Consider the following 13,289-nt stretch of genomic DNA (forward strand, 5'->3'; position numbering starts at 1 on the left):
ACATGGTAGGATACGAACGCAATCGACGCCGGGACTCCCCGCCCGACGGTCGCGCCACGACCGTGAGACGGGTCCTCGTCGCACTCGCGCTCGTCGCGGCACTCGCGCTCGGCGGTGCGGTCGTCGCGGACGTCGCGGCGGCCGACGAAGACGGGAACGAGAACGAAAACGAGGACGGCGAGGCCGCCCTCGAGGTCGACCTCGAGCGTGAGGGTCACGACCTCATCGTGACCCTGTCCGAGTCCGGGGTCGACTCCCTCGAAGAGGTCCGCATCGACGTAGAGGACGCCGACGTCGCGTACGCGGAAGAGGTCGGCGAAAACGAAAGTCGAACCGAGTTCGCGTTCGACGTCACCGATCCCGACGAGGGGGACGCCGCCGGGGTCTCGTTGACGAACGCGAACGTCACCGTCTCGGTCACCGGTGACGGCGAGACGGCGTCGGCCGACCACGAAGGAGTCCCGCTTCACGCCGTGACCGTCTCGGACGATCTACCCGTGTGGACCGACGCGACCGACGACGAAGACGAAGACGAAGACGAAAACGAAAGCGAGAGCGACAAACTCCGCGTGCCGCTGAACGCCTCGGCGACGACCGGCGTCGCCGCCGGCGACACGGTCGCCGTCAGCGGAGAGAGCGGATCCGAGAGCGACTCGTTCCAGGGAACGATCCGCGGAAACGGCAGCCAACTCGAACTCGAGCGCGAAGGCGTCGCCGCGCTGGGTGCCGGCGAGCCGATCGAACTCGCGGTGCTGGCCGAGTCCGACGGGCCGGCTGTTTTCGAAGCTCCCGACGAGCCGATCGTCCTCGAGCCGGAACTCCGGTCGATCGACGACCGTCTCTCGCTGTGGTATCCCGGGCTCGAGACGGATCAGGAGTACGACGTGGTCGCGGAAGGGAGCGACGGACGGTACGTCGCTACCGTGGAACCGAACCGACCCGGCGTCCTCGGACTCTCCTCGCTGTCACCGCAGGGGAGTATCGACGTCGAGGTCGTCGCCGCGAACGACGCCGGTGACCTCGAGATCGACGAGTCACTCGAGTACGACGGGCCGTTCGGCCTTACGGCGGTGGCGGACGGTTCGACGCTCTCGTTCGACGAAGCGGCGGCCGACCTCGAGGTTACCGGTGCCGTCCTCGAACCGAACGACAGCACGGCCCACACGGTCGGGGTCGACGGCATGGACGAGGAAGGGACGCTCGAACTCGACCTCGAGTCCGCTGGGATCGACTCCATCGGCGAGGACGACACCGTGCTCGTTCAGACCGTCGCCGGAACGGCGACGGTCGAACTCGTCGAACCGGACACCGCGGACACCGACGAGGCAGGGATGGTCACGCAGGCGATCGTCGTCGGAACGATCGGGTCGCCGGTGGTGCTATCGCTCGTCCTCGGACTCGGAATCGGCATAGCAGGGGTCCGCATCGGCGGGCAACCGACGACGGCGAAGGTCGCCCTCTCGGCGCTGACCACGTTCTGTCTGGCGCTCGCGGGGACCATCGGCGTGCTCTACGTCACCGGGAACGTCTTTCCGATCGATCCGGTCATCCACGGCGTCGGGGCAGGCGGCGTCCTCCTCGGAACCGCCGTCGCGCCGCTTTCGTATGCTCTGCTTGGCAACCGCTCGAGCGGAGCCGACGTGACTCCCGGCTTCACGGCCGATGTGACGATCAGTGACGGCAGCGGGAAACTCTCCGGACAGGCGACCGTCCACTACCGCGAGGCGGGCGACGGCGACCGGAACGGCTCCTCGACCATCGTCGGCGGCAGCGGCACCCTCTCCCTGCCCGATCGGGGCACGTGGGAACTGGTCGCCAAGTACGGTTCCGACACGTCGGACGTCGAAACGGTCAGCCGACGTAATTCGAGTGCGGTGCTGACCGTCACCTCCGAGACGACGCTCACCGTCGTCGATGCTTCGGATCGCGACCCAGTTCCCGGGGCGACAGTCCGCACGGCCGACGGCGCGTCGAAGACGACCGGCAAGCGGGGCACGGTGACGATCGAGCCGCCAAACGACGGCTCGAGTTCCGGGGTCGAAGTCGAGATCGGCCACGAGGCGGACAAGTACGAGAGTCGGACGAAGACCGTCCGGTTCGGTCGCAACGACGACCGCACGGTCGAACTCGAGCCTCGAACCGGCCGGGTGAAGATCGTCTCTCGGATCGACGGCGTCGCGACCGAGTCGATGGCGCTTCGGGTTACGCCCGAAGACGGCGAGCGGTTCCTCCAGCAACGCTCGAAGGGCTTCCGGACGACGACCGGGCGCGACGGAACCGCGACCCGCGACGACGTGATGGTCGGTCGGTACCGCGTCGAGATCCCCTCGCCCGGCAACCGTTCGGACCTCTTTGCCGGCGGCGAAGCCGACCTCGTCGTCCGCGAGAACGGAACGGCAACGGCCGAGGTCGACGCCCGCTTCACCTGGTCGCTCTCCCAGGGCCAGCGCGACCGGATCGCCGACGTCCGGCGCGACCTCGAGTCGCTCGCGACCCAGTCGGGCCGGGATACGTCGATCCCCGAGTACTACGCGTCGGTCGTCGAGTCGATGCTCGAGAGCGTCGAGTCGATGCCCGAGGCCGGTCACCTGTTCGTCGGCGGCGACCACGATCCCGACGCGGTCGCGGACGCGATCCTCGAGGCCGCGGCGGAGACGACCGAGGCGATCAACGACGCGATGACGACCAAGCGCAACGTCGACCTCTTCGCCGCCTGCGCTGATATGCCGGACGCCGGCGTCCGGTGGCGCGGCGAGTACGACCTCGCCGAGTTGCTCGATCGCCTCAGTGACGATCCGACGAGCCAGCGGAACCAACTCAAACAGCGCTACGAGGACGTCGCCGGGCAGATCGAGGACGCCCGGCGGGACGTCTCCGAGATCGCGCCGGCCCGAGAGATGCACAACCGCGCCTGGGACCTGGTCGGCGACGCCGATCGGGGAGATCAGGCGATCGTCACCGCCTACGCGTCCCTGCTCGTGCTCGATGCGGTCGAACAGTTGCTAGAGCACGACTCCCTCCGCGAACGACTGTCACGGACGGTGTTCTAGAGATGAGATCGAGACCGACACTGACGACGACAACACCGGGCGCCGACGCTCGAGCGGTGATCCTCGTCGCGATCGTCGCCGTTTCGGCGGTCGCGGCCGCGCCGCTTTTCGCGGGGACCGCCGCGGCGGACGAGCCCGAAACGGCCGACGACTACTTCGAGGAGTTCCGGGCGATGGAGGGTACCGAGGCCTACGAGGAGTACGACGAGTTCGAGACGATCCGGACCTTCGCCGTGACCCAGGTACAGGAGACCGGCACCCTCGACGACGACGAGCGCGCGCAACTCGAGGCCGCGCGCGCCGCGATGGTAGCGTTCGATCAGGCGTACCGCCACGCCGAGAACGGCGACTACGAGGAGAGTCTGGAGTACGCGGAGGAGACCGACGCACACATCGCCGAACTCGAGGAGTACGAACAGACCCAGGCGACGCTCGCCGACCTCGCGGTAACGCGGTTCTACGAGGGGCTTGCCGACGGTCTCTACGACGAGGCCGAGGCGGCCGAGCGGACCCCCGACCGGCTGGAGTTGCTCTCGCTGACCGCGACGGCCTACGAACGGGCGAACATGCCGGACGAGGCCGCGGAGTTCAACCTCCAGGTCCAGCAAGAGACTGCGGCCTACGAGGCCGCGCTCGCGGAGATGGACGACGCCGAAGCCGACGCCGAGGCGTTCTTCGACGACTGCGAGGACTGCAACGACGTCGGCAGCGCTGTCGCCGGCGCGCCGAACGTCCTCGGGACGTTCGAGCAGTACCAGGAGGTGCGAACGGTCGACGACGCGGTGGCCGACGCTCGAGCGGAGGCGACGTTCCACGGACTCGAGGACCGCGAGGAGGCGCTCGCGACGCTCGACGACGAAACGAGTGACGCTCGCCTGTCGCTGGCGATTGCTTCGGCGTCGGTGCTCGTGGGGTATGGCGTGATCGTCGGACTGTTCGGGACGGTCCTGCTGGGGCGGATCTTCGCCTGGCAGCGGACCTACGAACGAGCGCAGGTCGGGTCCGTCGTGACGGTGGGTGATGGCGATGTCTAGGCGCAGTGTGGCACTGCTTGTGCTCGCGGTAGTGGTCGGGTTGACGATGGTGCCGGCCGCGCAGGCGGCATCCGTCAGCAGCGCGAGCGCCGACGACGTGGAGGTGATGGCCGGAGAAACGGGCGAGACCACGGTCACGGTCTGGACGAGTGGGACCGAAGAGGAACAGGACGTCGACGCGACGATCTCGGTCGACGACGGCGGACAGCCGTTCGACGTCGAGGAGACGACAGTGACGATCCCGCCGGGCGATTCCGAGAGCGTCGATCTCGACGTCGACGTCGACGACGACGCCGACCCCGGCACGTACACAGTCTACGGTGATGCAAACGGTGTATCGTTCGACTTCACCGTCACCGTCGAAGCCCAGCCACCGACTCCGGATTTCGAGGACGATCCCCTGGACGCCGGCGACCTGCTCGTCGGCGAAACCGCGAGCGGAGAACTCGTCATCGAGGAAGTCGGCGGCGACACCGGCCTCGAGGGCGTCGAGTGGCGGATCGTGGACGACGATCCGGACGCCACGCTCGAGTTGAACGACATGGACGGCAGTGGCTGGGGCGAAGGCAGCGTCCAGACCGGTCCGGGCGGCGAGGATACCGCCGAGTGGCAGATCACGGTCGACGAGGACGTCGATCAACACGAGTCGCTGTCCTGGACCGTCGAACTCGAGGATGCACGATACGAGTACGACGAGACCCGCGAAGTCGACGTCGAGGCTCGAGTCATCTACCCCGGCTACTTCGGCGAACTCGAGTTCGACGATCCGATGGTGTTCGACGAGCCACGGGACGAAACCGACGAGATCACCGAGACGATCGAACTCGAGGTGCCAAACGACGGCGACCAGCCGCTCGACGTCAGCAGCGTCTCCGCTTCGGCCTCGAGCTGGGACATCTCGGTCGACACCCAGAGCGTTCCGGACGAGATCGACGCCCGGTCGACCGAGACGGTCGACGTCGTCGTCACGGCGAGTACCGGCCTCTCCGAGGGCGACTACGACTTCTCGGCGACCGCGAGCGCGTCCGATTACTCGGTCGAAAGCGGGAGCTACGACGGGGACCTCGAGATCGTCCACGACACGCGGATTGCGGTCGAAAGCGTCTCGCTCGGCGACGTACCGATCGGCGAGGGTGAGCGAGTCACCGCCACCGTCGAAGAGGAACTCGGCTACAACGACATCTACGACCTCGAGATGACGCTCGAGGAGGGCCCGGACGACTGGCTCACCGTCCAGAGCGCGCCGGGCGGTCTCCTCGCGGGCGAGTCGGATACGGTCAGGTTCGCACTCGAGTTCGACACCGACGCGGAACTCGGGACGAACTACGAGTGGACCTACGAATTCGACAGCGAGGACGCCGAGAGCGAACGTATGACTATCGTCGCCGCCCCCGTCCCGCTCGACCTCGATCCGATCCGGGACGATCTCTCCGGACACGACGGCCCCGTCGCCGACGGGACGCTCGAGATGGTCGAGACGATGGATTCCCAGATGCGAGCCGGGGAAGCCGACGGCGACGACGTCTCGACGATCCTGACCTTCGGCAGCGCGTCGACGCTGTACCTCGATGCATCCGAGGAAGCGACGGACCTGCTCGATGACGGCCAGTACGACGAGGCCCAGGCCGAGATCGTACAGGCCTCGGCCGCGTACAACACGATGACGCTGTACGCGGAGCGTCTCGAAGGTGACGAACTCCGGGCCGACAGCGACGAGGTCCTCGCGACCGCGGAGAACGACCTGGCAGGGTTGATCGACGAACAGGAGGCCTACTACGAGCAACAACTCGAGTCGGGCGATCTCTCCCTGCTCGAGGAAGCGACGATCCAGCGGAACCTCGCGCGAGTCGTCCTGCTACAGGGCGACGAAGAGCGGGCGGCCGAACTCGAGAGCGACGCCGAGGCCGCGTTCGAAGACTACTCCGAGGCAGTCGCCACGGGCGAGAGCGCCGCCCAGGAGGCCGACGAGGTCTGGGAGTCGATGGAGTCCGAGCAGTTCGTTACCGTCCTCGGGCAACCGCTGCTCCTGAATCCGGCCGAGTACGACACCGTCACGGACAGGACCGCGGCGCTGCACGAGTCGTACGACGAGTCGGTCGCCGCGTTCGAGGACGCGGGCGAGTCGAGTCGTGCCGAAGCGGTGGCCACCGAACACGAGACCCGTGCCAGCGCGCTCGAGACGGCCCGACTCTCGCTGTTCCTCGCGATCGGGGTCTACGGGCTGGTCGCGGCGGCGATCGTCACGCGAACCGCTCGACGGATGTACTGGTACCTCCAGGACGCCCGCGAGTCGGTGACCGGCGATTTCCTCGTGTAGCACCGGCGTCCCGACCCTTCGATTCTCGAACGTTCTACCCGTTGCTCGTTTAGCTTCCGTTACTCCTGTAGAGAAGGGGTTGCCACGTCCACGTCCGCGTCAACGTCCACGTCCACGTCCACGTCCACGTCCACGTCCGCGTCGATGTCGTTGGCGCGCTCGAGGTCGACGAACCGGGCGACAAGAGGGAGAGAGTCACACCGCGGGACCGTATCGGGAGTCGGTCTCGGGTCAGGTATCGCGGCGAAGCGGTGTCGACAGCGACGACGGGAGTTCGGGGACCGACGGCGTCCCCCCCGAATCGGGAGTCGACGACTCCGTGTTCTCGAGTCGTTCGACCGACCACGCCTCGAGGTGGTCGTCGGTCCAGGCGTCCTCGTCGGCGACGGCCGGACCCGACGCCCGGACCGTGTACTCCCGTTCGGCACCGTCGACGGCGTAGCTCACCACAGCCTCGAAGGTGGGTTCCTCGATGCCGGCCTCGAGATCGACGAAGTGTTCGATCCAGTCGCCGGCAGCGAGTCGCTCGCGGCGGGCTTCCGAGTAGAACATCTCGTTGATCGGATCGCCCCCGGCCGAGACGGAGACGTCCGACAGCGCGCGATCGCTCTCGTTCTCGAAGACGAGGACGACCGAGCCGTACTCGCCCGCAGCCTGGGTCTCCGGGCCGATTTCGACGGCGAGCGGCCGTTCGTCGGGGAGATCGTCCCCGCTCTCGCCACCGGCGGCCGCGCCGCCAGCAGCGCCCTCGAGCGAGGCAACCGTCGCCAGCGCGTCGATCGTCTCTTCTTCCCCGTCGGCGTACCGGACGGCGATCGAGAGAGGGGCGGCCCCGCCCTCTCCCAACGCTGCTAACTGCCCGTCGGGGGAGACGGAGGCCGTCACAGTGGTCGTCTCGCCGGCCTCGAGTCGCTCGCCAAGCGATTCCGGGCGGGCTGCGTCGGCGAGTTCGAGCCCCAGCACCCGACAGTCCCGGTCGTCGCGGTTCACCAGGTCGGCAGCCACCGTCCCGTCGTCCGGGTCCACCGCGGCCTTGACGGCGATACCTCCCACGGACGCCTCGAGACGGCGGTCGGGGAGACGGTCGACGACCACGTCCCCCACCTCGATCTCCACCGACGGCAGCACGACGCCGTCCGGCGAAACGACGCCCACCGCCCGCTCGAGGGGGACCGTCTCGCCGGCGGGGACGGTACCGACCCGGCGTCGATCGTCACCGACTGCAACGACGACGTCTTCGGCTGGACCGTCGCCGTCGTTTCGCAGGACGATCCGATCGCGGACCGCGTGGCCGATCGCTGGCTCGGCATCGGGTACGCGACGCGTCGCCGCGAGAGTCGGTGATCCGGTCGTGTCGGAAGCCGAGCGGTCGTCGTCGTCGGCCGCCGGAATCGATCCGTCGTCGGCCGGGGAACCCGTGTGCTCGTCCCGCGTTCGTGATCCCGTTTCTGACGGTTCCGTGCGAGCGGAGTCGTCGGTCGTCTCGCTGCGGGGCCGGGAATCGGATCGGGACTGGGTTCCACTGTCGGTGCCGGATCGGGATCGGGATCGAGATCGAGATCGGGATTGGGACTCCGAACTTGAACGCGACTGGGACCCCGCTCCCGACACCGACCGGCTACTCGAGCGCGACGGCGTCGAGAACGGTCCCGAATCCGACAGCCGGATCCGCTCGTCGATCCCGAGCGCGTCGAAGCCGATGCGGGCCGTCCCCTCCTCGTACTGGGGGACGACCAGCAGCAGTTCGTCGCCGTCGATCGTCACCGGCGATCGGACGCGTCCGGCTCCGGGCATCTCGATGACCAGGCGATCGGATAGGGTCACGTCCCCCTCGAGTCCGACGGTCGCCCGGAGTGCGTCCCGACCCGATTCCAGATCGATCGTCGGAGCGGACGGCAGCGTACACGTCGGCGCGTACTCCCGCCGTCGATCCCCCCGAGCGACCTCGAGCCCGACCGAGACGCGGCGCTCGGGCTCGTAGGGGCGAGTCACGGACCCCGTCCAGGTCTCGCCGGCCGGGAGTTCGCCCGTTCCGGCCTCCGTCTCGAGCAACGTAACGCTATCGAGCGAAACCCCGCCGACGTTCTCGACTGCGACCTCGAGTTCGGCGACGCCGTCCTCGATCGTTCGCGTCTCGAGGGCCGTTTCGACGGCGATGCCGCCGCTGGCGGCGTCCTCGACGGTGATCGACGCCTCGTGAGCGACGGAGCCATCGACCGCGATCGCCAGGTCCGCCTCCCCCTCCGCGCGGACCGACGACACCGGAAAGTCGACGATTTCGGTTCCTCCGGGGTCGACGGTGACGGTTCGGTCGCTCGGTGAGAGCGAACAGCCCGTAACGTCGACGGCGATCGAGGCGGTTCGCTCCCGATCGGTTTGGTTCGTCACCTCGACGGCGATCGTTCCGCCGACGCCGACCGAGTCGGTCGCGACGGCAAGCGCTAGCTGATCGCCCGCGTGGACGTGCGTCGAGACCGTCCCCTCGCGTACGGAGCAGACGATTCCCCCGTCCGGCGTCGCGTACGGCGCGCCGTTCGGGAGGTCACCGACGGGTTCGGTCGCCCCGTCAGCACCGACTGCGCGCGTGCCCGCGGCCGTTCCGACGAGCACGGATCCCTCGCCGACCGGGGCGACGTGGGTCGCCTCGAGTTCCGTCCGCCAGCGGAGTTCCCCGGTTCCGGCCTGGAGTCCCACGAGCTGGTCGCTTTGCAAGGCGGCGACGATGACGTCGTCACAGCGGCCGACGCTGCGGATCACCGCCGAGAGGTCGCGGTCGAAGTCGACCTCGCCCTCGAGGTCGACGTGCGTGAGGAACGACCAGGTGGCGATCAGGAAGCCGGTCGGCACTGCGAGCAATTCGTCGTCGCGGCCGCCGGGGCGGGTTCGGTCGGCGTCGAACTGCTCCCGTCCGGTCGCGATCTCGATGGCGCGGAGGCGATTCGGTCCGAGCACCCCGCAGATCCCGGCGTCGGGAACGGCGGCGATCGCGTGTGCGTCGCCGACTCCCTGGCTCCAGAGCCGGTCGCCGTCCCGGGAGTAGGTCGTCAGGTCCCCGGACGAGAGGACGACCACCCGATCGGCGACGGCGACGTCGTCGATCCGGTCGCCGTGGTCGATCGCGGTCGACCGGCTCCCCTCGACGACCTCGACGCGAGTGCCGATCCCGACGGCGATCGCTCCGCGACCGACCCCGACTGCGTCGACCCGACCGCTCTCGAAGGAGCCGACCTGACGGTAGCTATCGGCCATCGGAGCCACCTCCGTCGTCGCCGGTATCGCCGTCGGCGCCGAACTCGAACACCCCGTCGTCCGCAGTGCCCGACTCGTCGGTGCCGCCGTCGGCGCCGACGGCCGAACTCGAGTCTCCGTCCCGGCTTTCGTCACTGTCACCGCCGTCACTATCACCGCCGTCACTATCACCCCCGTCACCGTCGCCGCCGTCACCATCACCATCACCATCACCACCCGCGTTCGACCCCGAAGCGTTCACCCCCGCCTCGAGCAACGTCTCGAGCGAGGACGGCCCCGATCCCGATCCCGATCCCGGTCCCAGTCTCATTCCCAGACGCTCGGCCTGCTCCTCGACGTACCGGCGCAGTTCCGGATACCCCTCGAGGTCGTCGATCTGGGTCCGGACGCTGGCGACGTATTGGCGGATCGTCTTCGGGTCGGTCCCCTCGAGACGCTCGAGGAAGTAGTCAGTATTCGGCTCGATCGGCTCCCTGTCCGGCTGGTAGACGCTCTCGACGAACTCCCGCTGCAGTTCGCTGCCGAGGACGCGGTCGGCGATCTCTGCCGGCGTGTACCCCTTCGAGGCTTCGCCGAGGCGGTCGTAATCGATCCCCTCGGTGCCGGACATCGCGGAGAGGTGTTTGCGCCACACCTCGGCCATCACCTCCTCGTTGGGCTGGGGAATGAACTGCTGGATCGGGAACCGGCGAGTGGCGGCCGGATCGATGGTGAAGGGCATGTTGGTCGCCCCGATCACGAGCAGGTTGTCCTCGATCTCGTTCATCTCCTGGAGGAAGGCGTTGGTCAGCGACCGCTCGTGGCGTTGCAGGGAGTCGTCACCCCGATCCGGAATGAGGGTGTCGACCTCGTCGAAGAAGAGGACCGCGAACCCCTCCTGGGCGATCCCGTGGGCCTTCTCGAAGATCGCCTCGACGCGTTTCTCGGACTCGCCGGAGTACTTCGAGAGGACGTCACTGCCCTTGATCTCGAGGAACTTCACCTCACCGTAGCTGTCCTCGATGTTCGAGTTGTACTTCGCCTCGTAGGCGATCGCCTCCGAGATGAGGGTCTTCCCACAGCCCGGCGGCCCGTACAGCAGCATGCTGTTCCCGCGGGAGGCGAACTCGTCACCGTACCGCTCGACGACCTCGTCTCGAACGTCCGGATCGAACAGCGCGAGCAGGTTCTCCGCCGTCCGCTTGACCTCCGGGAGCCCGGCGACGTCCTCCTCGAAACTGACGGTCGGTTTCTTCGGCTCGAGCGACACCTGAACCTCCTCCTCGTCCCCGGCCGCCTCCTCCGGGCCGCCGGGTCCCGGCGCGCCGGGGCCGTGGCTCGCCGCGTTTCGCGTCGCTCGCAGTTCCCGCAGTTCGCCGGCGTCGATGAACTCGAGGTCGGTGTTGTGGGTCACACGGAGCGTGTTGTACCCCGTCGGCTCCATCGCGGCGACCTCGAAGGTCGCAAGTTCGTCGCTGTTGGCCTTGGGGACGACCTCCTCCATGGGGTGCAGCAGGTAGTCGTTCTCCCGGAGGAACGGCTCGAGCTCCTCGGGCGGCACCTCGCTGGTGTGGATCTTCGCGGACGAACACTCGACGACGTCGCGTTTCGCCGCGTCGGGGTCGACGAGGAAGTCCTTCCCCCGGTCGATCCCCCCGAACACCGTCTTGACGTTCTGGTGCATCCGGACCTTGTTACCGATCCCGTCGACGATCGAGTCGTCGACGGGGTCGACGTAGAAGAACGCCCGCCTGTCGTTGTGGCGAATCTCGACGATGTCCGTGTTCGGTCCGACCTTCTTGGCTCCGATCTTGATGCGTGACGTCGGCTGGTCTCGTTTCAGTATTGGTGTCAGGTTAAGCATTGTCGTCACTCCGTGTACGGGACCGAGTCCGTTGCTGTGGTCGCAGTTGCGTCGCGGCTCGTTCGACCGTCGCAAGCAGTTCGCCCTGGCGGTGGTCGGTCCGCTCACGGACGTACCGTGCATCCGCGTCGGCCCGTCGTACGACCAGCGCGAGCGTCTCGAGCATCTCGACGACCGCCTCGCAGCCGGTCACGAGCGTCCCGTTCCCACCCGCTGCCCGCACCCGGCGTACGATCCGCCTGAAGTCCTCGAGAGCGTCCTCGACGCGTTCGATCAGGGCCTCGATGACCGGCCGCCAGTTACGGGCGTACGGGACGACCGACGAGAGCGGCACGACCACGCGGGAACCGACCGTCTCGAACCGGCTCGCGTCCGCGATGCGGTCGGCGACGGAGGGTTCGAAGGCCTCGAGTGTCACCTCGTCGTGCTCGTCGCCGACCTCGAGGACGCGCCGAACGAGCGCGTCCTCGGTTCCGGTGTCGTCGGGAGACGACTCCCGGGAGCCGCCGTCCGGGCGGGGAACCCTCGAGTCGTTGCCGCGGCCGGCAACCTCGGGTCGTGGGGGAAACGGCGCACCGGCGCGCAGCAGTTCCGCGAGATCGACGAGCGCGCCCATCGCGACGTCGACCCGTCGCGACGGGTCGGGCCCCGACAGCGTCCGCAAGGAGAGCAGGTGCTCTCCCTGTTCGGCGACCCGGCCGACCCCTCGAAGCAACGAATCGGCGTGCATCCTACGACATCTCGAGTTCGCTCGTTTCCGTCTCCGCGGCCCCGTCGGCTTCGGTGACCTCCTCGCCGGCCGTCTGCTGGGCGGTCTCGCCGACGCTCTCGATGTTGCCGAGCACGTCGTCGACGACGCTGCCGACCTCGTGGTCCGGGGTCTCCTCGATCGCTTCCTCGATGCCGCCGACGCCGGCCAACTGGGTCGTCAGTTCGCCCATGTTGTCGACGATGTTCATCGCCTCGTCGGGGAACGTCTGCTTCTTCAGCGCCTGCGTGCGGACCTGTTCGCGCTTGTTCGCGAGCGTGCTCTTCGCGGACTCGAGCATCTCGATGTTGTCGGCCAGCCGAGCCGTGCCGCTCTCGACTTTCTCGGCCAGGTTCTCCTGGTCGGCCTCCTTCATCTTCTTGTGGTAGATCAGCTTCCGCTTGAGCTGCTGGAAGCGTTCCCGCTCTTCGGCCGGCAGCGTCGACGGATCCTCCGGAACGCCCGCCCCGTCGCCGAGGCTCCGGAGCTCCTGTGCGGTCTCCTCGAGGTGTTCGTCGATCTTGCCCGAGTCCTGGTCGATGTCGTCCATCCGGTTCTCGAGTTTCTGCTTTGCGCTGTCGACCCGGTCGATCGTCTCGGTGATCTTCTCGACGCAGGCGTCGATCGCCGCGGCCCAGTTGAGGATCATCCGACCGTTGATCTCGTCCGGGTTGTCGCTCGGATTGCGGAGCATGACGACCTGGCCGCCCTGGAGCTCGAGGATGTCCTCGTCTGCGAAGAACTCGAGGAGCGCTTCGGCCTGCTGTTCGCTGGTGACGATGTCACCTTCCTCGTCGCTGGCCGACGCGAGCGTCTCGATGGCACGGCGGCGGTCGATCCGGCCGTTGCCCTCCTTGAGCTCCATCGAACCGAGCAGGTCGGTCTTGATGATCGCCCGGACGGCCCGCTCCCACTCACCCTCGACGTCGTCGCCCTCGATCCAGCGGGCGTCGAGACGCACGGGGTCGTCAGTCTGGTTTACCGGGTCGGCGATCACGTACTCCTGTCCGTCGCTTTCGATCCGTTCGAATTCGTACTTTTGTGGCAT

7 protein-coding genes are annotated in these 13,289 nt (G+C 67.8%); 3 read left to right on the forward strand and 4 right to left on the reverse strand.

From position 1 onward, the window contains the following. Positions 1-2 precede the first annotated feature (2 nt). The 3 genes from BM113_RS10860 to BM113_RS10870 are packed head-to-tail and all read left to right on the forward strand — an operon-like array spanning position 3 to position 6,401. On the forward strand, positions 3-3,050 hold the full coding sequence (locus BM113_RS10860; RefSeq protein WP_089787924.1) for a hypothetical protein: 3,048 nt from the start codon (positions 3-5) through the stop codon (positions 3,048-3,050). Positions 3,051-3,052: 2 nt separating this feature from the next. After that, positions 3,053-4,084 (forward strand): hypothetical protein, encoded by a 1,032-nt coding sequence (locus BM113_RS10865; RefSeq protein WP_245758027.1) that lies wholly within the window; start codon positions 3,053-3,055, stop codon positions 4,082-4,084. Next, complete coding sequence (locus BM113_RS10870; protein ID WP_245758028.1) at positions 4,077-6,401, forward strand: tetratricopeptide repeat protein; 2,325 nt, start codon at positions 4,077-4,079, stop codon at positions 6,399-6,401. The genes BM113_RS10865 and BM113_RS10870 overlap by 8 nt, the downstream gene beginning before the upstream one ends. A gap of 231 nt (positions 6,402-6,632) precedes the next feature. On the opposite strand, the gene BM113_RS10875 is transcribed toward BM113_RS10870, so the two are convergent. Genes BM113_RS10875 through BM113_RS10890 form a run of 4 tightly spaced genes read right to left on the reverse strand, consistent with a single transcriptional unit; the run spans position 6,633 to position 13,289 of the window. After that, the gene (locus tag BM113_RS10875; RefSeq protein WP_089787928.1) at positions 6,633-9,650 is read right to left on the reverse strand and encodes a COG1361 family protein; all 3,018 of its coding nucleotides are present in this window, start codon (positions 9,648-9,650) and stop codon (positions 6,633-6,635) included. Further along, on the reverse strand, positions 9,640-11,493 hold the full coding sequence (locus tag BM113_RS22870) for an ATP-binding protein (RefSeq protein ID WP_089787930.1): 1,854 nt from the start codon (positions 11,491-11,493) through the stop codon (positions 9,640-9,642). Before BM113_RS22870 ends, BM113_RS10875 begins: the two co-directional genes overlap by 11 nt. After that, a complete protein-coding gene (locus BM113_RS10885) occupies positions 11,486-12,223 on the reverse strand; it encodes a hypothetical protein (RefSeq protein ID WP_089787932.1) in 738 nt (245 codons plus the stop codon). Before BM113_RS10885 ends, BM113_RS22870 begins: the two co-directional genes overlap by 8 nt. A 1-nt stretch (position 12,224) precedes the next feature. Then, positions 12,225-13,289: a hypothetical protein gene (locus BM113_RS10890; protein ID WP_089787934.1), complete on the reverse strand. Its 1,065-nt coding sequence runs from the start codon at positions 13,287-13,289 to the stop codon at positions 12,225-12,227.

This window comes from Natronobacterium haloterrestre, from assembly GCF_900112205.1.
Taxonomy (GTDB): Archaea; Halobacteriota; Halobacteria; order Halobacteriales; family Natrialbaceae; genus Natronobacterium; species Natronobacterium haloterrestre.